We start from the raw sequence: 24,323 nt of genomic DNA, 5'->3' as shown, positions 1-24,323 counted from the left end.
GCTTGTTTCGCGTGGGTTGAGATCACCACTGGTGGTAATTTCTCACCATGGTTCTTCTCCACCTGGCGGAGCCTCCGGAGCGGGTGCACGTCGGGATCGGCATCCATGGCGTCCTCGGCCGCCGGGACGTGTACCTGTTGCCCGACCTCTGGCAGTTCCACCTCTACGGGTACTCGGCGGACCTGACAGTGGACGGTACGACGTACCCGGTCTCGCCGGGCTCGGTCAGTCTCGTGCCGGCCGGCGTACCGGTGGAGTTCGCCTATCGAGGCCGCTCGGAGCACCTCTTCGCACACTTCCGGCCGCGGCTGGTGGGCGAGCCGTCGTACGTGCCGGCAGTGCAGGACTCCGGTACTGCGGCGCCCGTCCTCTCCGACCTCCTCCGCCAGGCGATCGAGGCGACCCCGTCCGGATCGGCGCGGGTCGCCGCCGAGGTCTGGACGGCTCTGTGGCGAGTCGCCCAACTAGGCAACGCACTCGGGGAGGGCGGCGGCACCGCAGGCCACCCCGCCGTAGCGGCCGCCATCGCCTACATCGAAGCGAACCTGGCCCGCCCCCTCACCGTCCCTCTACTGGCCCGAGCCGCCGGTGTCTCCCACAACCACCTGACCCGCCTCTTCGGCTCAGAAACCGGTACGACGGTCGTCGCCTACATCCGCCGACGCCGGATGGCCCGCGCCCGCCACCTCCTGGTCTCCTCCACCCTCTCCATCCCCGCCGTAGCCGCCTCCGTAGGCATCCCCGACCTCCACGCTTTCAACAAATCCTGCCACCGAGAACTAGGCGGCTCCCCCCGCACCGTCCGAGCCGGCTGAGGGGAGCAGTCTGTAAATCTGTCGGCTTAGGTGTTTCGCAGGTAGAGGTCGCGGAGGAGGCAGATCTCCGCGCCGTGGTGGATGAGCTCCAGGTTCACGTACAGCATCTTTCGTGCCATCGGAGCGTCGGCGAACGCTGGCGGAAAGCCCTGTGGCTGGGCGAGACCGGCAGCGCCGAGGTTGCGAACGCCGTTGATGAACCGCTCGTACTCGTCATCTAGCTGCTGCAGTGCTTCTTGAGCAGTGCCCGGGTAAGAAAACGTCTCCGTGTCGGTGGCCGCCCGACCGAAGAGCTTGCTGTTCGTCGACGCGAGCCCGACGAGCACGTGCGCCAGCCGCCAGGCGATCGTCGTCACAGGTTCCTGCTCATGCGGCGGCTCGGCGTAGTCCAGGGTGAACTCGCCCGTTCCGAAGGAGATCGGCGCGGAACTTTGACCCCGGCGGCTGACCGTCCAGCAGTCTGCGACGGGTTGCCAGAAGTACTCGTCGTCGGTGAGCCCCTCGAGGCGGGGCCGGAGCTGTTGCCGCCAATGCGACTCGATCTGGTCGACCACCTCGACGCCCCAGTCAATATCCATCTCGAAGACTGTAGTCGCACGGAAATTGGGCTGCGGCTGGTGAAGCGTCGGGGGCATTGTGGGTGCGTGACTGAAAAGCTGCGGGCGTGGCTGGCGGAGGACTTTGGGCTGCAGGTTGGTGAGCTCGAGCAGGTTCACGAGGGGGCTGATGTTGCGGCTGAGGTGTGGCGGGCCGGCTCTTATGCCGTGAAGTGGTCTGGCGGTGGCAGCGACGCCGGGCCGCTGTCGACGGCGTACCTGGCGAGTAGAGGTGTCCAGGGAGTGCCTGCGCCGGTACCGACTCTCACTGGTGGCTTGTGGAGCGAGCGTGAAGGCCGACGATTGTCGGTGATGCCTTGGATCACAGGAGAGCGTGCCAGCGACACCGGGCTGACTCTCGACCAATGGACGTCGTACGGCGCTCTGCTGGCGGCCGTACATCGCGCAGCGCCGCCCGCTGAGCTACAAGCCGCACTGCCGCCGATCAACCCGATCAACGCCCGCATGCCCGCCCTGACTCGCTCTGTTCGAGCAAGGCTCACCACACCTGCAGACGCTGTTGCAGAGGAGCTGGCAGCCGTCTGGGAAGCTCACGACGACCTGATCGCTGCGGTGCTTGAACAGTGTGCGGACCTTTCGGGCCGCGACCTCGGCGGCACCGCGGTGCTCTGCCACGCCGACCCGCACCTCGCCAACGTGCTGATCGCTCCTGGCCAACTTCACCTCATCGACTGGGACGACGTAGTACTCGCACCAGTCGAACAGGACCTGATGTTCTTCCTGGGCGGCATGGGCACCATCGGCCCCACCACCGACGCCGAGGAGAAGGCGTTCTTCACCGGCTACGGACCGGTCGACCTCGACCCCACCCGGCTCCGCTACTACCGCTCCGCCCGAGCCGTCGAAGACTTCGCCGGCTGGTCCGACTACGTCCTCACCGACGCCCCCGACCGCCAAGAGCGCCTGAACGTCGTCAAATTCATCCTCGGCCCCAACGGCCTCGCAGTACGTGCTCTCGCCTGAAAGTCGCTCAGACGAGAGCACGACCCTGCGATGCCTTACCGATGGACGCAGACGGCCCAAGGGCCGCCGTCCCTGCTGACGCTTGCACAGGCCCAGTACCCGTTCGGTTCGGGGAAGGTGGTGATGTTGCCGCCTCCCGCCGGAACCCAGGCATCTGCCAGCTTGTTGCCGTTGACGTCGAGGAGCGTGGCCCAGCCCGCGTAGCTGTTGTTCCAGGCTCGTGCCTCCCAGTCGCCGTTGGCCGCCTGCTCGATGCAGGCGGTCCAGTTGCGGGCGCTGGCGCAGTACTGGGCCGTTGTAGTGGCGTGTGCCGCCGGAGTGGCGGTCAGAGTGGCCGCGATCGCACCGGTCGCAGCCAGGGCGGACATGATCTTGCGCATGAACTCTCCCCAGATCGAGAAAATGGGCGAGGTCAGGCTAGGCAGGGCGAAGCCGGCGACGACAGCATCTCGAAAAACTTCGAAATGACCTGCTGCTGTGTCAGGCGTGCCGGAGCCAGATGTTCGGCTCGACGTACAGGCCGGTGTCGGTCGGGCGATCGATGGCGAGAGTGGTCAGGCCGTCGGGGATGACGTAGGTGCCGGTCGCCGGGAACGCCATGCCGGTCCACTTCTCCCACTCGGCGACAGTGCCGGTCATCGTCTGGCTCGCCGGTGCTGGGGCGAGCAGTTGCGCGCCAAGCCGGACGTGCGTCCGCAGCCATGGATCCAATGGCAGCCCGTCGTCGCGCGTCCAGGTCATGAACTCGGCGATGTCGATCAGCGGGTACTGCGACTTCGACGTCGGCCGCACCGGTGCGATCATCCGGGTGAGACCGCTGGCCAGCGTGTGCTCCTTGAGCGCGGTGATCACCCGGCCGGCGTGGCCCTTGCCCTGCTCGTCGTTGCGCACGGCCGCAGCCATCAGGACAAGAGTGTTCGGCTGGATGCCCGCCTCGTACTCCGTGACCGACCGCGCGAGTGAATCGGTGAAGCCGCCCGGGAGGTCGTCGATCGACTCGTCCCACCGGATCGGCACACCCCAGCAGCCCGCGATCAGCCGCCGCTCGTCGCTGGTCACCAGGTAGAACTCCCAGTCGTGGAAATACTCGACCCGGCGCTCCCGGTACGGCGCGACGCCCGCATCGTGGAAGATGAATTCCGGCCAGTCCTCCACGAACCGCTGCTCGGCCTCTTCGTCCAGCTCGGGCGCCTCGGTCACAGGGATCAGCTCGTACATGCGATGAACGCTAGCGGCGACGCTGCCCGTATGCCAGAGATATAGCGCCGGCCTCGACGCTTGGAACCATGAGCTCCTTGGCGACCGCATCCGAAGAGGTCGGGCTCTCCGCGCCGGTGCGTCGCGAGCCCGGCCGCCACCGACCGTTGCTGGCCTTGCTCGGCGGGCTGGCGACCGTACTGACCCTGCTCAGCAACCGCTACGGCTACTACCACGACGAGATGTACTTCCTGGTCTCCGGCCAGCACCCGGCCTGGGGTTATCCCGACCAGCCGCCACTGACCCCACTGCTGGCCCGGCTCGGCAATGCACTGGCTCCTGGCGAGGTCTGGGCACTACGGATCCCTGCAACCGTCTGCACGGTGCTGACGGTGCTGTTCGTAGCTCTGCTGGTCCGTGAGATGGGTGGCTCGCGCAGAGCTGAGCTGCTCGCTGCAGGCGCGTTCTCCTGCTCGACGATGGTGCTGATCACCGGGCACGTCCTGGGAACGAGCACTACCGATCTGACCTTCGTCGCTGCGCTGAGCTGGCTACTGGCCCGCTTGATCCGTACCGGCAACTCCCGGCTCTGGCTGGTCATCGGTGTTGTCCTAGGCGTCGGCCTGCTCAACAAGATGACACTGGCGCTCTGGGTCTTCGCAGCACTGACAGCTCTTGTACTGGTTGGCCCCCGCCGGATCTTGTACAGCCGCTGGTTCCTAGTAGCTGGTCTGGTGGCACTGGGGCTCTGGACGCCGTACCTGCTGTGGCAGGCCAACCACGACTGGCCCCAGCTGACCATGGCTTCGGTACTACGGGAGCAGGCAGCCCAGGGCGGCTCACTGGGTCTACTGCCGTACCAAGTGGTCGTCGGACCACTACTGCTGCCGCTCTGCGTCGCCGGCGGCGTCTGGCTTTGGCGCAACCGCCAGTACCGCGTCTTCGCCGGCACCTTCATCACCTTCACAGCACTGCTCATGGCAACGGGCGGAAAGGCCACCTACCTGGCCAGCGCCTACCCAGCAGTCTTCGCAGGCTTCGGGATCGCCGCAGACCGCTGGATGCACTCCAGTCGCCGTGAACTGACCCTGTACGGCGTACTCGGTCTGTCGCTCGTGATCGCAGCACCTCTCGGCCTGCCTCTGCTGCCAGAGCGCGCCGCGGTCTCCTACGGCAACGCGTTGACCGTCGACCAGGCTCGCAGCCAGATCGGCTGGCCCGAGCTGGCCGACTCGGTCGCGCGGGCGATGCACCAGCTGGCTCCCGCCGAGCGATCTCGCACGGTCATCTACGCCTACAACTACGGGCAGGCCTCCGCGCTCCAGCGCTTCGGGCCGGCTCGCGGGTTGCCGCAGGCGTACAGCGGGCACAACGGCTTCGGCTACTGGGGTCCGCCGCCGGACTCCGCCAACATCGCGATCGTGGTCGACGGCTCCCGGCGTACCGGTCCTGAAGACGTCCCGGAGTGGACCCGGCAAGGCTGCGCGGTGCTGACCCGGGCCGGCACCGTCGAGAACCCGACGCCGACCCGCGAGAAAGGCAAGCCGATCTGGATCTGCCAACTCCGCCAACCCTGGTCAACCCTCTGGCCCCACCTGACCCGCCTCGGCTGACACGTCGGGCTACCCGGCCACGCGCCAGCCGCTTCGGGCAGCAGTGACTTCGGTCACTGCTGTCCGGGTCAGCGGTAGTTGACGAACTGGACGGCGAAGTCGAGATCCTGGCCCTTGATCAGCGCCTGGACCGCTTGCAGATCGTCGCGGCTCTTGCTGGAGACCCGCAGTTCGTCACCCTGGATCTGCGCCTTGGCGCCCTTCGGCCCCTCGTCGCGGATCAGCTTGGAGAGCTTCTTCGCGTTCTCCTGGGTGATGCCGGCGTTGATCGACGCGGTGATCTTGTAGATCTTGCCGGACAGCTTCGGCTCCTCGGCATCCAGGCCTTTCAGCGAGATCTGCCGCTTGACCAGCTTGTCCTTGAGCACGTCGAGGACGGCGTTCACCCGCTCCTCGGTGTTCGCCTGCATGTCGATCGTCTCACCGGTCAGCTTGATGGCCGCGTCGACGTTCTTGAAGTCGAACCGCTGGCTGATCTCCTTCGCCGCCTGGTTCACGGCGTTGTCCACCTCCTGGTGATCGACCTTGTTCACGATGTCGAAGGAGGACTCCGAAGCCATGGGCACTTCCTTTCAGAGTTGCGGTCTTTCCGATTTGCTGTGAGGGGCACTGTCTGTTGTATCGTCTCTCACGCCGGTCCGCGGACCAGCAGCACCCTGGCGGGTTGCCCGAGTGGCCAAAGGGAGCAGACTGTAAATCTGTCGGCTTATGCCTACGCAGGTTCGAACCCTGCACCCGCCACAGGAGCTAAAACAGCCCCTGACCTGCAGCGATGTGGGTCGGGGGCTGATTTGTTTGCCCGATGGGGCTGCGGGCGGTTGGGGAGGGTGGGATCCACCTAGGCTGCCGGGATGAAGGGGCTGGTGGTGGGCGGGGCGTTGGTGGTGGCGTGGGCGGGGTTCGTGGTTCACAACTTTGCTGATCTGGCCGGTCAGACGTTGTTGAGTCCGGAGACGTTGTATCCGTCGCTCGGGTATGTCGCGATTGCGGCGCTCTGGGTGGCTCGCGCACGGCGTACGGGCGGCTGGGTGGCGCTGGGGTGGGGTGGCCTGCAGTTGGTGGGTGGAGCGATCATCAGTGTGTTGCCGTTGTCGTTCCTGCCGTTCGGTCCGGAGCAGACGGTGCGGCACTATCTCTTCCATGTCCTGTACGGCGTGGCGCAGGTGCCGCTGCTGGTCGTGGCGTGGCGGGCGACGCGCCGTACCGGGGAATAGGCGGTGGTCAGGCCGGGGTTGGATGTTCACGTCGGAGTTGGCTGAGTGTTAGGCAGGAGAAGCAGGCGATGAAACCCACCGAGTTCGTCAAGGTGAATGGGCAGTTCTGGGGCGAGCACCTGCGGAGTGTGAGTGAGCACCTGCCGACGAGTCACTCCCGTGAGCTGCCCGGGCCGCTGCTCTACCCGCGGACGATGGTGCTGACCGAGACGCCGGACTGGAACATCTTGGAGCTCACAGGCGTGACCAGGGAGTACAGGTCGCTTGAAGTACGGCGCCAGAAGGCGGTCGGCATCGACCAGTACTTCGCGGACGCGGCCGGCTCCAAGCCTGTCGTGATCCTGCGCGAAGCCGATGTCTACCAGGACGCGACCATTGCGACCGAGGCAGGACGTTCCGTACTGCGAAGCGCCTACCCGGGTGCTGAGGGACTGATCGGGCGCGAGCTGGTCGGGACGGGCGACGGCAAGCTGCTCCAGTTCGCGCCGGGGAACTACTCCGTACTCCACCGGGTCCTGCTCGCGTCCGGCGAGCGACTGCACTGGACATTCCTGGCGATCGCGATCCACCGATCGGAGCCGGCGGACAAGTACCGCAACTTCCTGCAGAACCTGGTCAACGAGGCACCGCACATCGACCCGGTCGGCACCTTCGCCGTACCGCGGGGCGAACTCGAGCAGCTGCTCAAGGCGGACCCGTTCGGCAGCACCTACCACCAGGGCCTGCCCAAGACGACCGTCGGTGAGTTCCTGCAGCAGCACGAAGAGATCCTGCTGTCGGCCTTCGATGCGACCCAGCTGATCCGCGAGCCGGTCCTCGAGGCGGACGACGGTACGACGCTGACGCCCGACTTCATCCTCGAACGCGAGAACGGCAGCCACATCGTCGGCGACTTCGGGTTGCCGCTGCTGGAGACGGCGAAGGACGGCAAGAAGCGCCGCCGCGCGGCATCCGGTGGGCAAGCGCGACTCACGCAGTACAAGGAGTTCTTCTCGAACGCCGACAACCGCGCGTTCGCGAAGACGAAGTACGGCGTCGAGCTCAGCGATCCCCGGATCGTCCTGGTGACGTCCGGCCAGGAGGACGTCGAGGGCGCCTCGATCGACTACGACACCGTCCTCCGCCTGCACCTGGCCGCCAAAGCCTAGATAGCCGATGCCGTTGGGGGCCCAGAGCAACGGTCAGCGGCGCGTCGGGGAACCGGATTTGGGATGGGGTAGCAGACTGGCCGCTCGGAACCGGTGAACGGGAGGCACTGTGCTCGAGATCGGCTGGCTGACCTGGGCGCTGACGATCGGCCTGATCGTGGCCTTGCTCGCGGTGGATCTGGTGATCGCGGCCGTGCGCCCGCATCGGGTCGGCTTCGGGGAGGCGACCGCTTGGTCGGTCTTCTACGTGCTGGTGGCGATCGGGTTCGGGGTGTGGTTCGCCAGCGTGCACGGTGGTTCCTTCGGCGCGGAGTACTTCGCCGGCTACATCGTCGAGAAGAGTCTGTCGGTCGACAACCTGTTCGTCTTCGTGATCATCATGACCACGTTCGCCGTACCGGAGGAGCACCAGCACAAGGTGCTGACGTTCGGCATCGTTCTGGCGCTGGTGATGCGGGCGATCTTCATCGCGGTCGGCGCGACTCTGTTGTCGCTGTTCTCGTTCATGTTCCTGCTGTTCGGGCTGTTGCTGCTTTTCACGGCGGTGCAGCTTTTCCGGCATCGTGACGAAGATCCGGACGTCGAGAACAACGTGGTGGTGAAGGTCGCCCGGCGGGTGCTGCCGGTCACCGACGAGTACGCCGGGGGCAAGTTGCTCACCCGGGTCGACGGCCGCCGGGTCGTCACCCCGCTGTTCGTAGTACTGGTGGCCATCGGTGGTGTCGACCTGCTGTTCGCGCTGGACTCGATTCCTGCGGTGTTCGGCGTCACCGAGGAGGCGTACATCGTGTTCGCGGCGAACGCGTTCGCGTTGCTCGGCCTGCGCGCCTTGTTCTTCCTGGTCAAGGGGCTGCTGGACCGGCTCGTCTACCTGTCGGCCGGACTCGCGGTGATCCTGGCGTTCATCGGCGTCAAACTCATCCTGCACTGGGCGCACGTCGATCTCGACGACCGGGTTCCGGAGGTGCCGACATCGGTCAGTCTCGGCGTGATCCTGGTCATTCTGGTGATCGTCGTCGTCGCCAGCCTGATCAAGACCAAGGGCGACCCCACAGCCAAGGCACACCCGGGATCGCTGCGTGCCTCGGCCTCGGAGCCGTCGGAGTCCAAACCGAAGAACTAGGGCTACGAGTTCGCGCAGGCCGAAGGGTTTGGAGACGTAGTCGTCGGCACCCAGCTCGAGTCCGACGACCTCGAAGCTAGGCTCGGGCAGGTGACGACTGATTGGAACGCCTGGCATCGCGCGTACGACGATCCGCAGTCCGGGTTGTCCGAGCGGTTGCGGATCATTCAGGGGCTGATCGGGGAGTGGCTCGATCGGACCGCGCCGCGCGACGTGCGAGTGGTCAGCGCGTGTGCTGGCGACGGTCGCGACCTTTTGGGCGTACTACGGGATCGCGGCGACTCGGAGCGGGTCACGGCGACGCTGCTCGAGTACGACGAAGCGAACGTTGCCCGGGCTCGGTCGGCTGCGGCCGAGTTCCCGGCGATCTCGGTGCGTCAGGTCGACGCGGGGCACCTCACGGCGTACGAAGGTGCCGTGCCGGCCGATCTGATCCTGATGGCCGGCATCTTCGGCAACGTCAGTGATGATGACATCCGCACCACGATCGAAGCTCTTCCTGGCATGTGCAATCCGGATGCCCTGGTCATCTGGACCCGACACCGCGAAGCTCCCGACCTGACGCCGACCATCCGCTCGTGGTTCGCTGCCAACGGATTCACCGAAGAGTCGTTCCACGGTCCGGCCAACCATGTCATCGGCGTGGGCGCTCATCGCTACACCGGCCCGGCCCGGCCCTTGCCCGCTCCCACCACCCTCTTCACCTTCACCCACTAGACGTCTCTCGGCTTCAGGCGGGCTGAGGGAGGATGCGGGTGATGGCGGCCTGGACGTGGGACTTGTGGGTGGGGGACAGGTCCGCGATGAGGGCTTCGACGCGGGTGGTGTAGGCGTCGTGGGCCTGGTGGGCGAGCGTGTGGCCTTCGTCGGTGAGGGCGATCAGGCACGCCCGGCGGTCGGACGGGGCGGCCGAGCGGGCGACCAGCGAGCGGCGCTCGAGGCGGTCGACCATGCTGGTCAGGCTGGAGCGCTCGATGCTCATGATCCGGCTGAGCTCGGTCATGCCGAGGGGGCCGCCGAGCAGTACGCAGATCAGGTGCGCCTGCTGGGGGGTCAACCCGAGCGGCCGGCTCGTCTCGGCGTACAGGTCCTGGAGTACGTGCATCAGCTGCACGAGGGAACCGACCAGTTCCGTGTCGTTCGTCGTCTTGGTCACCACCCCTCCACTGTAGTCCGAGGACCGAACTGTTTGGTGTCCTGATAGTTCGTAGGTCTACTATTTAGATATACGAAGTATCTACTCAGGAGGCAGACCAATGAACGTGCGCTTCGGATATGGCTCACCGGCAGAGCTCCATGAGATGCCCGAGATCCTGCGGCTCGCCGAGCAGGCGGACCGCGATGGGCTCGATCACTTCTCGACCTCGGACCATCCGTACCTGGCCGAGCGTTTCGACGGCTACGCCATGGTCGGGTTCCTGCTCGGCCGGACCGAGCGCATCGCCGGCTTCGTCAACGTGACCAACCTGCCGCTCCGCCCGGCCCCGATGCTGGCTCGTACGGCGTCCACGCTGACCGCGATGTCCGGCAACCGGTTCATCCTCGGACTCGGAGCGGGCGGCGCGTGGGATCGGATCACCACGCTGGGAGTTCCGCGACTGAGTCCGGCGCAGGCGGTCGAGGCCTTCGAGGAAGCGATGATCCTGATCCGGCAACTCTCCGGCGGTGGACCGGCCGTTACGCAGTACGGGGTTGTAGATCTCGCGCCGTCGCCGATCCCGGCGGCGGAGATCTGGACCGGATCCGTCGGGCCGAAATCGCTCGCGGCGACCGGTCGCCAGGCGGACGGCTGGATCCCCGGTCACGCGGCCGACTGGCTGAGTGAGCCCTACCGGCGATCCCGCGCGATCATCGACGAAGCGGCGGTCGCGGCCGGCCGCGACCCATCCGAGATCGCCACGATCTACAACTTCCCCGGCGCGATCACCGCCAGGCCGCAGGCCCGCACGCGCACCGACGACGGCCGCTGGATCGGCGGCTCCCCGGAACAGTGGATCGAGGAACTCACCAGCGCAGTACTCGACCACGGCGCCGCCGGCTTCACCCTCTTCTCCACCGGCCCTGAGCCCTTCGACCTGACCCTCAAACGCTGGGCCGAGGAAGTAGCCCCCGCAGTACGAGAAGCCACCGCCCTACGGGTTGGGTGAGTCCACCGTGTAAGTCGAGTCGATGAGCTCGCTGTGGTCTCGCAGTCCCCGGTGATAGCTGAACCGGACACCTGAGGAGATGAGCGGCCACTGCGTGCCGGTGACGCGGAAATGAAGGTATATGAGGGGTTCGAGACTGGCGTGGGCCGGGACCTTCCGGCCCGCCACCGGTTCCGACCTGACCTTCGCGGGATCGAAGCCCTTGCCGTGCCCAGTCACCCAACTCATCGAAGGGCTGTAGTTGAGGTCGACCTGCTCGTACACCCTGGCATCGACGAACTCGAGACCGGCCGAGACCTTCTCTGGCGTGACAGTCCGGAGTTCGAGCGCCTGACCCGATCGATTGGTGGCCGGCGGCGCCAGGAAGTAGACGTCGTCGCCCTGCTGAACTCTGGAGATGCCCAACGTCATGCCACCCGAACCGTTCATCGAGTTGCGAGCGTCGAGGAGCAAGGCTCCGGCCAGAACTATGACTACGGCGGCACCGGCGATCAACAGGCGCTTGCGCATGGCTCCCCCTCGGAACGTGATACCGGCGTCACCCAGAGTAGGTGACGCCGGGGGCACGAGCGTCAGGCGAGGGTGGCTAGTTCGTCGGGGGTCAGTTTGAGGCTGCCTGCTGCCACGTTCTCCTCCAGGTGGGCGGGGTTGCCGGTGCCGGGGATGGCCAGGACGTGGTCGCCCTGGTGGAGGGTCCAGGCGAGGCGGATCTGGGCGGGTGTTGCGTTGTGGGTGGCGGCGAGGGTCTCGACCGCCTGGGTGTGGTCGGCGGTCGCGCCGGCTTCGCGTTCGGCGCCGGCGATCGCGAAGAACGGGACGTAGGCGACGCCGCGTTCGCCGCAGAGCGTGAGGAAGGCGTCGTCGTCGCGATGCGTGTCGAGGGCATAGCTGTTCTGGACGCAGACCACCGGCGCGATGGCCTGCGCCTCGTCGAGGTGATCGGGGCGGACGTTGGAGATGCCGAGGTGGCGGATCAGCCCGGCGTCGCGGAGTTCGGCGAGCCAGCCGAAGCGTTCCGTGATCGAGTCCGCGCCGGGCTTCTTCATGATCCGCAGGTTGACGACGTCGAGGTGGTCGCGGCCGAGCTGGCGCAGGTTCTCCTCGACCTGCCGGCGCAGTTCGGCGGCGGTGGTCGCGTTGTAGAAGCCGCGTTCGTCGACGCCGGGGCCGACCTTGGTGGTGATGACGAGCTCATCGGCGTACGGCGTGAGCGCGTCGCGGATCAGCTCGTTGGCGAACCGTTGCGGGCCGCCCTCGATCCCGAGCGTGCCGCCCGGCGACATGTAGAACGCAGCGGTGTCGATGTGGTTCACGCCGAGTTCGACGGCCCTGCGCAGGACCCGGATCGCTACTTCACGATCCGGATTCGCGGTGATGCGCATGGCGCCGAAGCCCAGCCGGTTGACGGTGAGATCGCCCAATTTCCAGGTACCCGCGGAGTCCGCGGAAATGTCAGCAGGCATCCCAAGAGCGTATGTCACTCTTCAATCGCGCCGCCGATACCGCGGAGGTGCTCGCGGAAGGTCAGGCCGGGGCGCTCGGTGCGTGCCGCGAGGTAGCCGGCGAAGTCGAGCTGCCGGCGCAACGTCGTACCGGCTTTGATCAGGTCGGACTGGTGACGTTCGGTGTCGCGGATCTGTTCGGCGAGGGTGAAGACCTCGTCGAGGCGGTCGGCGGGGACGAACGCGATGCCGTCCTCGTCACCCAGTACGACGTCGTCGCGGGTGACTGTCCATTCGCTGACGGTTGCGCGTTCCAACGCGTCGGCGGGGAGTGGGCGCAGACTCAGTGGGCCGGTCGGCATAGCGCCGAGGCTGTAGACGGGCAGGCCGACCGCAATGATGTCGACGGTGTCGCGGTGCAGGCCCCACAGGACGAGCCCGGAACACCCTGCTGCTTGGGCTTCGGCAGCGACCAGGTCTCCCGCGCAGGCTTCATCGCGACGGGCCTCGTTGTCGACCACCAGTACGTCGCCAGGCTCGGCCGACTCGAACGCCTCGAGGAAGATGTCGGTGCTGCCCACGTGCTTCGCGGGCAGGACGCGACCGGCGATCCTGGCCGGGAACACCGCTGTCAACGAAACCGTCCGCACCGGAAGCTGCAACCGCACACAAGCGTCGGCAACATGCGCGCACGTCAGCGTCGCGAACCGCTTCTGAAGTTCCGCCTGCTCCATCGTCCATCCCCTTGCCTCGTCGCTTCCCTGACCTTAGTCAGAGAACCGGATACTCCGCCACACCCTTCCGTGCTCAGCGGGTGAGGAAGGTGAGGATTTCTGCGAGGGGTGGGTTGTAGGCGGTGGTGGTGTCGACGGGGAGGGTCGGGACCGGGAGCGTGATCGGGTCGAAGGTGGTGTGGGTGCGGCGGTGGGCTTCGAGGTCGGGGGCGGTCTCGTGGGCTTGACGGAGCGGATTCGTCGCGGCGCGGGTGGTGATGCGGTCGAGCGCGACATCGAGGTCCACCGTGCAGTGGACGATGCGCAGGTCGGCCAGGTCGAGGAGGGGGCTGAGGCCGGGGCGCCAGAGCCGGTCCTGGAAGGCGGCTTCGGCGACGACCGTCGTACCGCGGCCGATCAGCAGGCCGATGACGTCGAAGAACGTCGAGAGGGTACGCAGGCTGAGTTCATCGGAGGTGCTCGGCTCGAAGCCGGGGGTCGCGTGGACCATGCCTTCCTTGATCTCGTCGCGGCAGATCGCCGGACAGCCGATCGCATTCGCCACTTGATGGGCGAGGGTCGTCTTGCCGGTCCCCGGCGGCCCACTGATCACCACAAGCATCGGCTTCGAACGCACCAACGCACCCTAGCGATCCGCGGATCTGCAGGCCATCAGTGGTGCTGCCGCAGGGCGGGCGGTGGTGAGCAACTGCGCTGCGGGAGGGGGCTCGGACGGGCCTGGACGACGCCGACTGATGGCGTGGCGGACCGCTGACCGCTGACCGCGCTCAGGATGAGGCGCGGTGCGGGTTGCGGGGAGGGTTGGACAGTGTCGGCGGTTCGCCTTGGCGTCGCGGCGGTCCTCAGCGGGGTCAGAGGAATGTCGGTGGCGGTGGTTACGGTTCTGGGGAGTGGCCGTTTGGGGGGAGGTTGGGCGTGACGACGTATTCGGCGGTGCGGACGACGGGGATCTACTGCCGGCCGGGGTGTGGGGCGAAGCCGTTGGCGGAGAATGTGCGGACGTTCGAGTTGGCGGCCGCGGCGGAGGCGGCGGGGTATCGCGCCTGCCTCCGGTGCCGGCCGTACCGGGTCGCCGGGACCGTGGCGGACGATGCGCCTGAGCTGGTCTGCCGGGCGGTGCAGTTCATCATCGCCGGGGCGCTGGACGAGGCGGGTGAGGCTGCGCTCGGGATGCGGCTGGGGATCTCGGCGCGGCATCTGCGGCGGCTGTTCAACGATCACCTCGGGGTGACGCCGGATCAATTCGCGCGGTCGCGGCGGGCGCACTTCGCGAGACGCTTGCTGGATGACTCGGAGCTGACGATCGCGGATGTCGCGTTCGCCTCCGGGTTCGGCAGTCTCCGCCAGTTCAACCGGGCGATGCGGGAGGTGTTCCGGGCGACGCCGCGTGAGCTTCGCGATCGACGCCGGCGGACGGATCGGCTCACGGCAGACGGCGGTCTCGTACTACGGATGCCGTTCACCCCGCCGTACGACTGGGACGTGATGTCCGGGTTCCTCGCGCGCAACTCGGTGCCCGGAGTGGAGTCGGTGATCGACGGGGTCTACCGCCGGTCGATCGCGCTGGACGGTGATCTGGGGATGTTGGAGATCGGGCCGGGCGGGGTCGATCACCTGCTGCTGACGGCTCATCTTCCTTACTGGGAAGGGACGATCCATGTCGTCGAGCGAGCCGGCTGTCTGGTCGGCTTGGCGACCGAGCCGGTGCTGGCGACTGCGCAGTTGGCCGGTGATCCGGTCATCGGGCCGTTGATCGAGGCGCGACCTGGAGTGCGGGTTCCTGGTGCGTGGGGGCCGTTCGAAGCAGCTGTTCAAGCGGTTGTCACGCATCACCCGGATCTCGGGGAGGCGAGTGCGCGCGACGTGTTGGCGCTGGTGGTCGAGGAGGTGGGGCCGCCGGCTGAGGGTCTGGGCTTCGGGTTGACGCATGCTTTTCCGTCGGCCGAGGCGGTTGCGGGAGCAAGCCTGTACGGCGTACCCGCAGAAGTCGCCCGAACGATCAAGACGCTGGCCAATCAAGTTGCTCTAGGCAACCTATCTCTGGAAGTACCCTTCGAAGAGCTGATCCCCGCCCTGACCGCGATCGATGGAGTCAGCGAGGAGGCGGCCCAATGGACAGCCCTCCGCCTCGGAGCCCGAGATGCCAGCCCCCACAGGTCGCACGAACTTGGTCCCGAGGTCGGGGAGTCCACCGAGGCATGGCGCCCGTGGCGCGCCCTCGCCTCGATGCACCTAGAGGTCGCCGCCACGGGACCCCGGTGACGCCGATGGACGCCGTCACGGGAGACCCGTGCGGCCGGGGACGCCGTGACGCGAAACAGCCGCCGTGCCCTGGTAGCAACGGCAGCCGGGTGGATGCCGATGGACGGGCGCCGGTAGCCCGCGCTCAGGTCTGTCTCCCGCCCAAAGCCGACCGCACTCCACACCCGCACCCGCACCCGCACCCGCACCCGCACCCGCACCCGGCACCCGCGCCCCGGCACCCCGCGGGTCCGCAGATCCAACTGCTCCCTGGCGGCCGCCGCGCCCTCGAGGCAACGGCGGCTTGGGGTCGTCAGCGTAAGAGGTTGTTGTGTTTGCCGTAGGCGACTGCGGTTTCGAGGAGGGTGTAGGTGCCGTGGGTAAGTAGTTCTTCGGCGGCGCCGGCGGCTAGGCCGTAGGCGCCTATGGTGATGGCTGGGCCGATGCTGAGCCGGGTTACGCCGAGGGCGACGAGCTCGGCGACGGTTGGTGCGCCGGGGCCGATCATCAGGTTGAGCGGACGGGACAGCTGCGGGACGAGTGCCCCGATCGCCACCGGATCCAGCAGACCGGGCACGAAAATCACGTCGGCGCCCGCGTCTACATAGAGCGCCGCCCGCTTGACCGTGTCGGCTGGATCGCCGAAGAAGTACGTATCGATCCGCGCGTTGATGCAAAGCTCGATCCCGGCCGCATCCGCCGCGGACCGAGCCGCCGCGATCCGCTCCGCCTGCGCGGAAGGATCGATCAGCGCACCACCCGAGCTGTCCTCGAGATTGATGCCGACGGCACCGATCTCCAGCACCTCGGCCACCGTCTCGCCGACCTCAGCCGGCGACCCGCCGTACCCGCCCTCGATGTCGGCGGTGACCGGCACGGCGACGACGGAGACGATCCGACGCAATGCCGCCAGCGCCGCCGCACGCGTGAGTCCGCCTCCGTCCGTCACCCCGTCGGCCCACGAAAGCCCCGCGCTGGTTGTCGCGATCGCCTTCGCACCGGCCGCCTCGATCGCCCGCGCCGAACCCGGGTCCCAGGCGTTCGGCAGCACCAGCGGCGGCTGCTTGTGCAACTCCTGGAACGAGCGCGCCTGCGCCACCCGGTCGATGGTCACAGGCTGACCAGCAATTCGTGGTCGATCTCGACGAACTCGACGATCAGGTCCGCGAACTGTCCCGCGATGAGCTCCTTGTACGCCGCCGAACCCGTGTGCGCGTCGTACGCCGCCTGGTCGGCGAAATGCTCCACGAACAGCAGGTAGTCGGGCTGAGCTGGGTCGCGATACACGCGGAACGACAGCGTGCCCTCCTCCTGTCCGGGACCCTGCGGTGCGAAGGCGTGGACGAGCTCCTCGGCCTTCGCCTGGTTGCCGTCCTTCAGCTTGATGGGGAATACCTTGGCAAGCACTTTCTTCCTCCTGAGGTTGTTTCTCGATGCCTCAAGATTCGCCCGGCCGGCCACCCCAGGTCTGGCCATATTCGGTCATGTCAGTCGAGCCGCCAGCCTCTCCGGCAGCGCAGGTAACTCCAGCCAGTGAGCCAGGAACCGAGCGCGATCCGCCAGCGCCGCCACGTCGTTGATCAGGTGCCCGGTGTCGTACCAATGGAATTCCTTCGGCTCGCTTCCACCGGCGAAGAACTTCTCCGACGCAGCCCGGCTGACGCTCTGATCGAACCGCGCCGACTGGAACAGCAACGCAGCGGGAGCCGCGTCGCCGACGAAGTTGATCGCGTCGTACGGCGCCATCTCGGCGAGCATCGGTTCGTACTGCGCTGGTGTCATCGCCTCGCGTGCGTTCTTGATCTCCGGGTACTCGCTCTCCCGGTAGTGAAAACTCGGCCCCGACAATCCGGAGTCGAAGGCGAAGCACCGGAACCGGTGATCGATGCCGCTCACGGTGCCGGCCATCATCGCGCCGAAGGAGTGCCCGACGCAGCCCAGCCGGAGTACGCCGTACTGCGTCTGCAGCAGATCGGCCGCGCGCCGGATCGCGAAGATCGACTGCCGGATGTTCGGCACCATCTCGCCGGTCGCCGCCATCGGCAGGCTGATCGCGATCCCGCCGGCCTCGGCGACCTGGATCGCCTCGGGCAGGAAGCCCTCGCGCCCGCCGGTCGAGTGCTGGTAGACGACACCGGCTTCGGCCTGGTAGACGGCACCGGCCTCGGTCGGCCCCACCAGATAGCCGATGACCTGATCGCCTTCGGCGTTGTCGAACCGGCAGTCGGCGATCACCACGCCGTCACGTTCGTCGAGCGTCGTCACCACCGGGTTGAGCGGCTGCTGCTGGTCGTACTCAAGTTCTCGCATGGCTCAACGGATAACCAGCTTTTGCCGGTGGCAACTAGCGCGTCTTGTTATTCGAGACTATATGTCTCACTGAGCAAGATCATGCGCTAGCCTGAGCGTGTCAACGACGACGAGGGAGTGGGCTATGAATAACGTGTACACGCACGGCCACCACGAATCCGTACTGCGTTCGCATCGCTGGCGGACCGCGGAGAACTCAGCCGGCTACCTGCTCGCCCACCTTCGCCCTGGCATGTCGTTGCTCGACGTCGGCGCGGGTCCCGGCACGATCACCGCCGACCTCGCCCGCCTGGTCCAGCCCGGCCCGACCACGGCGCTCGAGGCCAGCGATTCGGCCCTGGAGATCACTCGCGCGAACTTCACCGAACTTGACCTCGACGTCGAGTTCGTCGTCGGTGACGTGCACAAGCTGGACCTGCTGGACGACTCGTACGACGTGGTGCACGCGCACCAGGTCTTGCAGCATGTGGCTGATCCAGTGCAGGCGTTGCGCGAGATGCGCCGGGTCTGCAAACCGGGCGGGATCGTCGCCGCCCGCGACTCGGACTACCGCGCCTTCGCCTGGTACCCGTTGCTGCCCGAGCTGGACGAATGGATGGAGCTCTACCAGCGACTGGCGCGCGCCAACGGAGGCGAGCCGGATGCCGGACGGAGGCTGCTGTCGTGGGCCTTGGAAGCAGGGTTCGAGAACGTCGAGTCGACGGCAACCAACTGGACCTTTGCGAACGACGAGGACCGCGCGTGGTGGGGCGGCATGTGGGCCGACCGGATCCTCGAGTCCGCGATGGCTCACCAGGCGCGCGCGTCCGGCGTACCGGAGTCCACCCTGCAAGCCATCTCGGCCGCCTGGCACCAATGGTCAACCACTCCCGGCGCTTGGCTCTCCCTCCTCCACGGCGAAATCCTCGCTACTGCCTGAGCTGGTCGGTGGGCTCTGTGTGAACGCGGCGCCTAGCTGGTTGGTGCTGGGTCGGACAAGATGACGAGGTAGTGGTCGGGGTCGCGGAGCCAGAGTTCTTGGTGGTCGGCGTTGGGGTTGTGGTGAAGGGCGGTCTGGATGGTGAAGCCGGCTGAGCGGGCGCGGGCGGCGGCTGGTTCGAGGTCGTCGGTCTCGAACCAGAGGGCGAATCCGTTGCCCAGCGGGAGATTCGGGTCGCCGATCATGCCGTGGTGATGGCCTGCTTCGAGCTTGTGTAGTTGGAGGATCAGCTCGCCGTCGACCAGGAGTTGTTCGTACTCCGGTCCGCCGTGGCCACTCGCCGCGCCCAGCAGCACGCAGTACCAGGCACTGCTCTTCTCCACGTCCGTCACGGCGATCATGGGTTGCGGTCTGACAGTCATGGCTTTGACGTTAGAGCGCTCAGTCGTTGCCCGTCTTGAATGAATGGGCACGCTGGCGGGCGGCTTCGTAGAGGACGGCTGTTGCGGCGTTGGCGGCGTTGAGCGAGCTTGCTGAGCCGGTCATCGGGACGCGGACGAGCTGGTCGGCGAGGTCTTTCCAGGCAGCGCTGAGGCCTGAGGTCTCGTTGCCGATCAGGAGCAAGGTGGGTTGGGTGAAGTCGTGGTCGAAGATGTCGACGGTGCCGTGCTCGTCGGTGCCGACGATCACGATCGGGATGCCTTCGGTACGGCGTACCGAAACCCAATCCATCACCTCTCGCTGGGACGGAACGCGGACCGACGGCAGCGCGAAGATCGAGCCCGTGCTGGCGCGGACCGACTTCGGGTCGTACACGTCGGCAGCGTGCCCGGTCACGATCAGCCCGTCCGCGCCGAACGCGTCGGCGGACCGGATGATCGAGCCGATGTTCCCCGGCCCGGTCGGCCGGTCGAAGACGACTCCGAGGAAGTCCTGCTCGACCTTGATCCGGTCCAGGTCGTCGGGTGGCATCTCCATCACGGCGATCAACTCAGGCGCGTTCTCGCCCTTCTCGCCCAGTTCGGCCAGCAGATCCGCCGCCATACTCACCCGCTCGGCGCCGCGTTGCTCGCGCAACAACTCCTGCGCCCAGCGAGACAGCGGGCGATCCGGGTCATGGATCAACGCGCGGATCGGCCAGCCCTGCTCGACCGCGATGCTGATCGGCCGGACGCCCTGCACGAGAAACTCGCCCGCCCGCTGCCGTTTGTTCCGATTCCCCAGCAGCGCCTGCCACACCTGGAACCGCGCATTCCGACTGCTCACCCGCACGTTCGCCACCACCCCACCTTAGGACCCTGGCTAGCGCCGGAGGCAGCTCAGCAGGGCAGGCGAGGGCATCGAGGATGCCGCGGGCGCGTCAGGTGAGGCGTTCGATCAGGCCTAGTTGGTTGCCGTCCGGGTCGGCTGTGGTGACCAGGCGCTGGCGGCCCTGCGAGACGACGATCGGGTCGGTGGTGGAAATGTCGGCCGCGGTCAGTGTCGAGATGGTGGTGTCCAGGTCATCGACGAAGAAGTTGACCATCGTCTGGCCGGCGCGGTCCGGATCGTGGAACACCTGTACGACGCCGTGGTCGCTCAGGTGCCACTCTGCCAGCGTGTCCATCGGGCGTTCGTCGGCCTCGCGCTGGAAGAACGACGCGTAGAACTCGGACGCCTTGTCCAACTCGGTCACCGGAATCACCGCGAGCACTGCGTTGATCGTCATCGTCAGGTCTCTTCCGTCGGTGGGCCGCCCCGGATGAGCGCCCCTTCCTTCGGTACGTCGGTGCCCGCGGCGCCGCCTCGACATGCTTCTGCATTCGCGGTGTTACGGGAGGACTCGAGCGAGGAAATTGTCGATGAGGGCGGCGATTTCGGTGGCGTGGGTTTCCAGGGCGAAGTGGCCGGTGGGGAGGAGGTGGATCTCGGCATCGGGGAGGTCACGCTGGAACGCCTTGGCGCCGGCGGGTGGGAAGATCTCGTCGCCTTCACCCCAGACCGCGAGCAGCGGGACCTGGCTGGTCCGGAAGTACTCCTGGAACTTCGGGTACAGCGCGAAGTTCGTCAGATAGGTCCGCGCGAGATCCAGCTGTACGGCGTACGCGCCGGGCCGCGCCATCAGCGAAAGATCGTGCTGCCAGGCGTCCGGGCTGAGCAGCGTCTGATCCGCCACCCCGGTCTGGTACTGCCACTTCACCATCTTCTCGCTCTGCATCTGACTCACCGCCGCGCCCTTCTCCGGCGTCGGATCGGCGTCATAGGCAACGATGTCGGCCCACATCGCCTCGACCACGCCGTCCTCGTAGGCGTTGCCGTTCTGGGTGATCACGGCCGTGATCCGCTCGGGGTGCTCGAGCGCCATCCGCCAGGCGATCGGAGCGCCGTAGTCCTGCACATAGACCGCGTACGCCGTGAGGCCGAGCTTCTCGGTGAAAGCGGTCGTGAGCTTCGCGAGATTGGCGAAGCTGTACTCGTATTCGTCGGCGGCCGGCATGTCGGAGTACCCGAAGCCGAGGTGATCCGGCGCGATCAGGTGGAACTTGTCCGCCAGCTTCGGGATCAGGTCGCGGAACATGTGCGAGCTGGTGGGGAAACCGTGCAGGAGTAGCAGGATCGGCGCGTCGGCCGGACCTGCCTCGCGGTAGAAGATCTGGTGGCCCTCGACCTCGACGGTCCGGTGGTGGATGGTCATCTCTAACCCCTTTATCTGTCTAATCTGGTTACGAGGCACAGCTAACACTGGTTGGGTGTAACCTGTCAACATGTCCAATGTGGTTATGCCTGATGAGGCACTGCTGCTCGTACTGCTGAACTCGGCGCCGATGGTGGATGGTGTGCCGACCGACGAGCTGCGCGGCTCCGGTGCGAGCGACTGGCTTCGGGAGCATGGAATCCCGGGTCCGCCGGCCGCTGCGCGCGAAGTACGGGATGCGGTTGCTGCCGTCGTACGGGGGCAGGCCTCGGCGGGGAGTCTGCAGAAGTTCTTGGCTGGCGTGCGGCAGGTGCCTGTGGTGTCAGCCGATGGGGTGCGGTGGCGGCTTGAAGGTGGGCGGTTCGCGGCGCGGGCGGTGCTGGCGTGGGCGGAGGTTCAGGGCCGGCTGCGGCCGTGCGAGAACGCTGAGGAGTGCACCTTGTTCCTTATCGACCGGAGCAAGGCGAACGCGCGTCGCTGGTGCTCGATGTCTACTTGTGGCAACCGTCTGAAAGCCCGCCGCCATCAGGCTCGTCTCCACGAGTAGTGCTGCGCTTCGGGTGTTGGCTAAGTCACATTTTGCTGTGGACAACTCGGCGGTTTTTGACCACTCGTGGTTGTCGGGTGGGCGTGTCTGGGGATAACTGGGCCGGATTCGCTGTTTCGCCACAACCCCTTGTTTGCAAGGAGAATCGGCGATCAGAAACTGTCGGTCGAGGCCGGTAACGTTGTGGCCGTGGATCTCGTGGAGCTGCGGCCGGCGGTGTTGCTGAGCGATGACGAACTCGTCGTCGCTCTCGACGCTGTCCATGCAACCCGCGCCCAGCTCGACAGCTACGAACTGCAACTCGTCGCCCGTCTCCACGAGACCGGCTACGCAGAAGGGGCCGGAGACCACGACACTGTCCGATTCCTGGCGGACCGCTACCGCTTCGACACAAGCGTCGCCCGTCGCAAGGTCGACCTTGCGGCAGCGCTGCACAAGTATCCGGCGGTCGCCGCGGCACTGCCCGATCCGTTCGCCGCAACGAGCCCCGATGGCACGGTCCAGTACTGCGAACCCTCCGCCGACAGCGCTCCCTGTGGCTGCGGCCGATCAGGCGACGATGTTCCGTGTGTGTGCGGAGGGTCCGATGCGGCCGATGGAGGCGACTGCGAGCGCGGTTGTGGCGGATCCGGTTGTAGTGCGGGGGTTTTGCCGGTGTTGCTGCATGTGGATCAGGCGCGGGTGATTGTGGAGGCGTTGGAGCGGATCCCGGCGCGCGCGATGGTCCCGGTGGAGGATCTGCGGGTTGCGGAAGAAGAGTTGGTGAAGGCTGGACGGCATCTGTCCCCGGGCGACCTGCGCAAACTCGGCAGCCAGGTCCGGGACCGGCTCGACACCGATGGATCGGAACCCGCCGAAGACAAGGCTCGGCAGCGCGAAGCGCTCAAGATGACCAACGCCGAAGGTGGCGTGAAGTTCAACGGGTTCCTGGCCGCCGAGAACGCCGAACTGTTCACCGGTGCGATTCTGGCCGGCTCGAAGCCTCACAAGACCGTCGACGGCGGATCCGACCCACGCTCCCGGGAGAAGCGACAGGCAGACGCGCTCACTGGCGTCCTCCACGCCGCCGCCGCGACAGGTGACCTCCCAGCCAACGGCGGTGTCAAGCCACACATCACCGTCACGATGGACCTCGACGACCTCATCAACGCCGGTAAGCACGCCACCGGTGATCTCACCTACGGCACCGGCCTGTCAGCATCCGCAGTACGCATGCTGGCCTGCGACGCCGGGATCATCCCGATGGTCCTCGGCTCCGACAGCCAGCCCCTGGACGTAGGCCGTGAAGAGCGCTTCGTCACCGGCCCGATCCGAACAGCCCTCGTCCACCGCGACAAGGGCTGCGTCGTCTGCGGCGCCCCACCCATCTTTTGCGACGCCCACCACCTGATCCACTGGATCGACGGCGGCCCAACCTCCCTGTCGAACCTGGTACTCCTCTGCCGTGTCCACCACATCGCCGTACACCAGGGCCACTGGACGGTCACGATCACCGACAACCTGGTCGACGTCACCCGCCCCCATTGGACCGAACCCTCCAGACGCACCCTCTTCTCCCCACCCGCCAACCGACCACCATCACCACCACCCGGCCCCACATCAACCGCTGCCGCAGAGGCATGCACCGACCCCCTCGACCACAGCGACCCATCCACCCCCGACCCCGCCGAGACGCCCCACCCTGCCCAGGCCTGGCCCCCAACCTGCGACACCTGTCCCCCCACCCCACCCGAAGCAGCCCCGGCCCCCGGCGCCGCCGTGACACCCCGCCCTGCCCGGGCCTGGCCTCTGACCGGCGACACCCGTCGCCGCAACCCAGACGCCATCACCAACTTCAATCCCTGGGCCGACGATCCACCTGCCCCAACCCCCAACCGAGACGCACCCCTCAATCCATGGACCGACGAAACCGCCCCACCCCCGCCGGATGAGGCGGCCCACCTCGACCCTTGGGCTGAGGAGACCCCCGTTCCAACTCCAGGTGGTAGCCATCCCTTCAGCCCGCGGGGCGTCGAAACCGCTCAACTGCCGCCGGGTGAGGCGGTGCGCCTCGACCCTTGGGGCGAAGAGCCACCTGTTCCTACTCCACGCGAGGGGACACCCTTCACTTCGTGGGGTGATGAAGCCGACGTTGCAGTCCCGCATGCGGTGGCACCGTTGAATCCCTGGGGCGACCCGAGCATCGCTTCCACCGGATAAGTCCTCCAGTTTCGCAGGCCCACTGGCAAGGCCCCGGATGTGGATCCAGACCTCGAGCCAGAAGTCGAGGCCCGGCCGATGCCTCTCGCCTCTGGCAGGTCGGACCTCGACCCCGAAGTCCGAGTCGCGCCGGACCTCGACCCCGAAGTCCGGGTCGCGCCGGACCTCGACCCCGAAGTCCGGGTCGCGCCGGACCTCGACCTCGTCTCTTGGTGTCGACCCTCGACCTCAACCTCGAAAGGCGACGTCGACCTCGAACCCGACCTCGACGCCGATTTCGACCCAATCTCGTCGTTCCAAGCGCACGGTCGGACTGGGCCTCGGAGTCGGCCTCGGCTCGGAGTCGGAAATCGACCCCGGCCTCGGCTGAGGGCCGACCTCGGCTCGGAGTCGGATCGAGGGGTGCGGGTCGGTGGGGCG

General features: G+C 66.9%; 28 protein-coding genes, 1 tRNA gene and 1 pseudogene. 13 read left to right on the top strand and 17 right to left on the bottom strand.

Annotation, left to right across the window (positions count from 1 at the left end):
- The first annotated feature begins 47 nt into the window (after window positions 1–47).
- Window positions 48–815 (top strand): helix-turn-helix domain-containing protein, encoded by a 768-nt coding sequence (locus ABZ004_RS03225; RefSeq protein ID WP_355678105.1) that lies wholly within the window; start codon window positions 48–50, stop codon window positions 813–815.
- Window positions 816–841: 26 nt separating this feature from the next.
- Here the strand turns inward: ABZ004_RS03225 and ABZ004_RS03220 are convergent, their stop codons facing one another.
- On the bottom strand, window positions 842–1,393 hold the full coding sequence (locus tag ABZ004_RS03220) for a DinB family protein (RefSeq protein ID WP_355678104.1): 552 nt from the start codon (window positions 1,391–1,393) through the stop codon (window positions 842–844).
- Between the two features lie 66 nt (window positions 1,394–1,459).
- On the opposite strand from ABZ004_RS03220, the gene ABZ004_RS03215 reads away from it, so the two are divergent.
- Window positions 1,460–2,395 (top strand): aminoglycoside phosphotransferase family protein, encoded by a 936-nt coding sequence (locus tag ABZ004_RS03215; RefSeq protein ID WP_355678103.1) that lies wholly within the window; start codon window positions 1,460–1,462, stop codon window positions 2,393–2,395.
- Window positions 2,396–2,430: 35 nt separating this feature from the next.
- On the opposite strand, the gene ABZ004_RS03210 is transcribed toward ABZ004_RS03215, so the two are convergent.
- Both ABZ004_RS03210 and ABZ004_RS03205 read right to left on the bottom strand, forming a co-directional pair.
- A complete protein-coding gene (locus ABZ004_RS03210) occupies window positions 2,431–2,775 on the bottom strand; it encodes a hypothetical protein (protein ID WP_355678102.1) in 345 nt (114 codons plus the stop codon).
- A 100-nt stretch (window positions 2,776–2,875) separates the two neighbouring features.
- Window positions 2,876–3,613 (bottom strand): hypothetical protein, encoded by a 738-nt coding sequence (locus ABZ004_RS03205; protein ID WP_355678101.1) that lies wholly within the window; start codon window positions 3,611–3,613, stop codon window positions 2,876–2,878.
- A gap of 68 nt (window positions 3,614–3,681) precedes the next feature.
- On the opposite strand from ABZ004_RS03205, the gene ABZ004_RS03200 reads away from it, so the two are divergent.
- Complete coding sequence (locus ABZ004_RS03200) at window positions 3,682–5,205, top strand: glycosyltransferase family 39 protein (protein ID WP_355678100.1); 1,524 nt, start codon at window positions 3,682–3,684, stop codon at window positions 5,203–5,205.
- 68 nt (window positions 5,206–5,273) lie between these two features.
- Here ABZ004_RS03200 and ABZ004_RS03195 read toward each other — a convergent pair whose 3' ends face one another.
- Complete coding sequence (locus ABZ004_RS03195; protein ID WP_355678099.1) at window positions 5,274–5,765, bottom strand: YajQ family cyclic di-GMP-binding protein; 492 nt, start codon at window positions 5,763–5,765, stop codon at window positions 5,274–5,276.
- Window positions 5,766–5,863: 98 nt separating this feature from the next.
- Between ABZ004_RS03195 and ABZ004_RS03190 the strand changes: the two genes are divergently transcribed.
- The 4 genes from ABZ004_RS03190 to ABZ004_RS03175 all read left to right on the top strand — a co-directional run bounded on the left by ABZ004_RS03190 (window position 5,864) and on the right by ABZ004_RS03175 (window position 8,690).
- Window positions 5,864–5,946 (top strand) — tRNA-Tyr (locus ABZ004_RS03190).
- 110 nt (window positions 5,947–6,056) lie between these two features.
- On the top strand, window positions 6,057–6,419 hold the full coding sequence (locus ABZ004_RS03185) for a hypothetical protein (protein WP_355678098.1): 363 nt from the start codon (window positions 6,057–6,059) through the stop codon (window positions 6,417–6,419).
- A 68-nt stretch (window positions 6,420–6,487) separates the two neighbouring features.
- A complete protein-coding gene (locus ABZ004_RS03180; protein ID WP_355678097.1) occupies window positions 6,488–7,567 on the top strand; it encodes a hypothetical protein in 1,080 nt (359 codons plus the stop codon).
- Between the two features lie 109 nt (window positions 7,568–7,676).
- A complete protein-coding gene (locus tag ABZ004_RS03175; RefSeq protein ID WP_355678096.1) occupies window positions 7,677–8,690 on the top strand; it encodes a TerC/Alx family metal homeostasis membrane protein in 1,014 nt (337 codons plus the stop codon).
- Here the strand turns inward: ABZ004_RS03175 and ABZ004_RS03170 are convergent.
- Window positions 8,646–8,762 (bottom strand): annotated as a pseudogene (locus ABZ004_RS03170) (DNA-binding response regulator); the annotation flags it as partial. The gene ABZ004_RS03175 and the pseudogene ABZ004_RS03170 overlap by 45 nt on opposite strands.
- A gap of 18 nt (window positions 8,763–8,780) precedes the next feature.
- Here ABZ004_RS03170 and ABZ004_RS03165 point away from each other — a divergent pair.
- Window positions 8,781–9,407, top strand: a complete 627-nt coding sequence (locus tag ABZ004_RS03165; RefSeq protein WP_355678095.1) for a class I SAM-dependent methyltransferase — start codon at window positions 8,781–8,783, stop codon at window positions 9,405–9,407.
- A 13-nt stretch (window positions 9,408–9,420) separates the two neighbouring features.
- On the opposite strand, the gene ABZ004_RS03160 is transcribed toward ABZ004_RS03165, so the two are convergent.
- A complete protein-coding gene (locus ABZ004_RS03160; RefSeq protein WP_355678094.1) occupies window positions 9,421–9,849 on the bottom strand; it encodes a MarR family transcriptional regulator in 429 nt (142 codons plus the stop codon).
- A 97-nt stretch (window positions 9,850–9,946) separates the two neighbouring features.
- On the opposite strand from ABZ004_RS03160, the gene ABZ004_RS03155 reads away from it, so the two are divergent.
- On the top strand, window positions 9,947–10,837 hold the full coding sequence (locus ABZ004_RS03155) for an LLM class flavin-dependent oxidoreductase (protein WP_355678093.1): 891 nt from the start codon (window positions 9,947–9,949) through the stop codon (window positions 10,835–10,837).
- On the opposite strand, the gene ABZ004_RS03150 is transcribed toward ABZ004_RS03155, so the two are convergent.
- The 4 genes from ABZ004_RS03150 to ABZ004_RS03135 all read right to left on the bottom strand — a co-directional run bounded on the left by ABZ004_RS03150 (window position 10,823) and on the right by ABZ004_RS03135 (window position 13,629).
- Window positions 10,823–11,347 (bottom strand): hypothetical protein, encoded by a 525-nt coding sequence (locus ABZ004_RS03150; protein ID WP_355678092.1) that lies wholly within the window; start codon window positions 11,345–11,347, stop codon window positions 10,823–10,825. The two genes, ABZ004_RS03155 and ABZ004_RS03150, sit on opposite strands and share 15 nt — an antisense overlap.
- Window positions 11,348–11,409: 62 nt before the next feature.
- Window positions 11,410–12,300, bottom strand: coding sequence for an aldo/keto reductase (locus tag ABZ004_RS03145; protein ID WP_355678091.1), 891 nt, complete (start codon window positions 12,298–12,300; stop codon window positions 11,410–11,412).
- 14 nt (window positions 12,301–12,314) lie between these two features.
- Window positions 12,315–13,013, bottom strand: a complete 699-nt coding sequence (locus tag ABZ004_RS03140) for an RraA family protein (RefSeq protein ID WP_355678090.1) — start codon at window positions 13,011–13,013, stop codon at window positions 12,315–12,317.
- A 73-nt stretch (window positions 13,014–13,086) separates the two neighbouring features.
- Window positions 13,087–13,629 (bottom strand): AAA family ATPase, encoded by a 543-nt coding sequence (locus ABZ004_RS03135; protein WP_355678089.1) that lies wholly within the window; start codon window positions 13,627–13,629, stop codon window positions 13,087–13,089.
- Window positions 13,630–13,928: 299 nt separating this feature from the next.
- Between ABZ004_RS03135 and ABZ004_RS03130 the strand changes: the two genes are divergently transcribed.
- Window positions 13,929–15,275 (top strand): AlkA N-terminal domain-containing protein, encoded by a 1,347-nt coding sequence (locus ABZ004_RS03130; RefSeq protein WP_355678088.1) that lies wholly within the window; start codon window positions 13,929–13,931, stop codon window positions 15,273–15,275.
- 292 nt (window positions 15,276–15,567) lie between these two features.
- Here ABZ004_RS03130 and ABZ004_RS03125 read toward each other — a convergent pair whose 3' ends face one another.
- The 3 genes from ABZ004_RS03125 to ABZ004_RS03115 all read right to left on the bottom strand — a co-directional run bounded on the left by ABZ004_RS03125 (window position 15,568) and on the right by ABZ004_RS03115 (window position 17,564).
- A complete protein-coding gene (locus tag ABZ004_RS03125) occupies window positions 15,568–16,368 on the bottom strand; it encodes an isocitrate lyase/phosphoenolpyruvate mutase family protein (RefSeq protein WP_355678087.1) in 801 nt (266 codons plus the stop codon).
- Window positions 16,365–16,661, bottom strand: coding sequence for an antibiotic biosynthesis monooxygenase (locus tag ABZ004_RS03120; protein ID WP_355678086.1), 297 nt, complete (start codon window positions 16,659–16,661; stop codon window positions 16,365–16,367). The genes ABZ004_RS03125 and ABZ004_RS03120 overlap by 4 nt, the downstream gene beginning before the upstream one ends.
- 75 nt (window positions 16,662–16,736) lie before the next feature.
- Complete coding sequence (locus ABZ004_RS03115) at window positions 16,737–17,564, bottom strand: prolyl oligopeptidase family serine peptidase (RefSeq protein WP_355678085.1); 828 nt, start codon at window positions 17,562–17,564, stop codon at window positions 16,737–16,739.
- Window positions 17,565–17,688: 124 nt separating this feature from the next.
- Between ABZ004_RS03115 and ABZ004_RS03110 the strand changes: the two genes are divergently transcribed.
- Entirely contained in the window at window positions 17,689–18,483 is a 795-nt protein-coding gene (locus ABZ004_RS03110) for a methyltransferase domain-containing protein (RefSeq protein WP_355678084.1), read from the top strand.
- 32 nt (window positions 18,484–18,515) lie between these two features.
- Here the strand turns inward: ABZ004_RS03110 and ABZ004_RS03105 are convergent, their stop codons facing one another.
- The 4 genes from ABZ004_RS03105 to ABZ004_RS03090 form a co-directional block, all read right to left on the bottom strand.
- Entirely contained in the window at window positions 18,516–18,905 is a 390-nt protein-coding gene (locus ABZ004_RS03105; RefSeq protein ID WP_355678083.1) for a VOC family protein, read from the bottom strand.
- 19 nt (window positions 18,906–18,924) lie between these two features.
- A complete protein-coding gene (locus tag ABZ004_RS03100) occupies window positions 18,925–19,764 on the bottom strand; it encodes an RNA methyltransferase (protein ID WP_355678082.1) in 840 nt (279 codons plus the stop codon).
- Window positions 19,765–19,843: 79 nt separating this feature from the next.
- Window positions 19,844–20,191, bottom strand: a complete 348-nt coding sequence (locus ABZ004_RS03095) for a hypothetical protein (RefSeq protein ID WP_355678081.1) — start codon at window positions 20,189–20,191, stop codon at window positions 19,844–19,846.
- Between the two features lie 102 nt (window positions 20,192–20,293).
- A complete protein-coding gene (locus ABZ004_RS03090) occupies window positions 20,294–21,157 on the bottom strand; it encodes an alpha/beta hydrolase (RefSeq protein WP_355678080.1) in 864 nt (287 codons plus the stop codon).
- 70 nt (window positions 21,158–21,227) lie between these two features.
- Here ABZ004_RS03090 and ABZ004_RS03085 point away from each other — a divergent pair, with 70 nt between their 5' ends.
- Together ABZ004_RS03085 and ABZ004_RS03080 are read left to right on the top strand one after the other, a co-directional pair.
- Window positions 21,228–21,704, top strand: a complete 477-nt coding sequence (locus ABZ004_RS03085; RefSeq protein WP_355678079.1) for a CGNR zinc finger domain-containing protein — start codon at window positions 21,228–21,230, stop codon at window positions 21,702–21,704.
- A gap of 189 nt (window positions 21,705–21,893) precedes the next feature.
- The gene (locus ABZ004_RS03080; RefSeq protein ID WP_355678078.1) at window positions 21,894–23,903 is read left to right on the top strand and encodes a DUF222 domain-containing protein; all 2,010 of its coding nucleotides are present in this window, start codon (window positions 21,894–21,896) and stop codon (window positions 23,901–23,903) included.
- Window positions 23,904–24,323: the final 420 nt, after the last annotated feature.

Source organism: Kribbella sp. NPDC006257 (assembly GCF_040613535.1).
GTDB lineage: Bacteria > Actinomycetota > Actinomycetes > Propionibacteriales > Kribbellaceae > Kribbella.
The sequence above is the reverse complement of the archived record's forward strand: the minus strand, read 5'-3'. Positions and strand labels throughout refer to the sequence as shown.

Coding starts and splice junctions, on each gene's coding strand:
- ABZ004_RS03225 (WP_355678105.1), top strand. CDS start 48: ATGGTTCTTCTCCACCTGGCGGAGCCTCCGGAGCGGGTGCACGTCGGG.
- ABZ004_RS03090 (WP_355678080.1), bottom strand. CDS start 21,157: ATGACCATCCACCACCGGACCGTCGAGGTCGAGGGCCACCAGATCTTC.
- ABZ004_RS03085 (WP_355678079.1), top strand. CDS start 21,228: ATGTCCAATGTGGTTATGCCTGATGAGGCACTGCTGCTCGTACTGCTG.
- ABZ004_RS03220 (WP_355678104.1), bottom strand. CDS start 1,393: ATGGATATTGACTGGGGCGTCGAGGTGGTCGACCAGATCGAGTCGCAT.
- ABZ004_RS03155 (WP_355678093.1), top strand. CDS start 9,947: ATGAACGTGCGCTTCGGATATGGCTCACCGGCAGAGCTCCATGAGATG.
- ABZ004_RS03115 (WP_355678085.1), bottom strand. CDS start 17,564: ATGCGAGAACTTGAGTACGACCAGCAGCAGCCGCTCAACCCGGTGGTG.
- ABZ004_RS03095 (WP_355678081.1), bottom strand. CDS start 20,191: ATGACGATCAACGCAGTGCTCGCGGTGATTCCGGTGACCGAGTTGGAC.
- ABZ004_RS03140 (WP_355678090.1), bottom strand. CDS start 13,013: ATGGAGCAGGCGGAACTTCAGAAGCGGTTCGCGACGCTGACGTGCGCG.
- ABZ004_RS03205 (WP_355678101.1), bottom strand. CDS start 3,613: ATGTACGAGCTGATCCCTGTGACCGAGGCGCCCGAGCTGGACGAAGAG.
- ABZ004_RS03150 (WP_355678092.1), bottom strand. CDS start 11,347: ATGCGCAAGCGCCTGTTGATCGCCGGTGCCGCCGTAGTCATAGTTCTG.
- ABZ004_RS03145 (WP_355678091.1), bottom strand. CDS start 12,300: ATGCCTGCTGACATTTCCGCGGACTCCGCGGGTACCTGGAAATTGGGC.
- ABZ004_RS03105 (WP_355678083.1), bottom strand. CDS start 18,905: ATGACTGTCAGACCGCAACCCATGATCGCCGTGACGGACGTGGAGAAG.
- ABZ004_RS03180 (WP_355678097.1), top strand. CDS start 6,488: ATGAAACCCACCGAGTTCGTCAAGGTGAATGGGCAGTTCTGGGGCGAG.
- ABZ004_RS03195 (WP_355678099.1), bottom strand. CDS start 5,765: ATGGCTTCGGAGTCCTCCTTCGACATCGTGAACAAGGTCGATCACCAG.
- ABZ004_RS03185 (WP_355678098.1), top strand. CDS start 6,057: ATGAAGGGGCTGGTGGTGGGCGGGGCGTTGGTGGTGGCGTGGGCGGGG.
- ABZ004_RS03210 (WP_355678102.1), bottom strand. CDS start 2,775: ATGCGCAAGATCATGTCCGCCCTGGCTGCGACCGGTGCGATCGCGGCC.
- ABZ004_RS03110 (WP_355678084.1), top strand. CDS start 17,689: ATGAATAACGTGTACACGCACGGCCACCACGAATCCGTACTGCGTTCG.
- ABZ004_RS03200 (WP_355678100.1), top strand. CDS start 3,682: ATGAGCTCCTTGGCGACCGCATCCGAAGAGGTCGGGCTCTCCGCGCCG.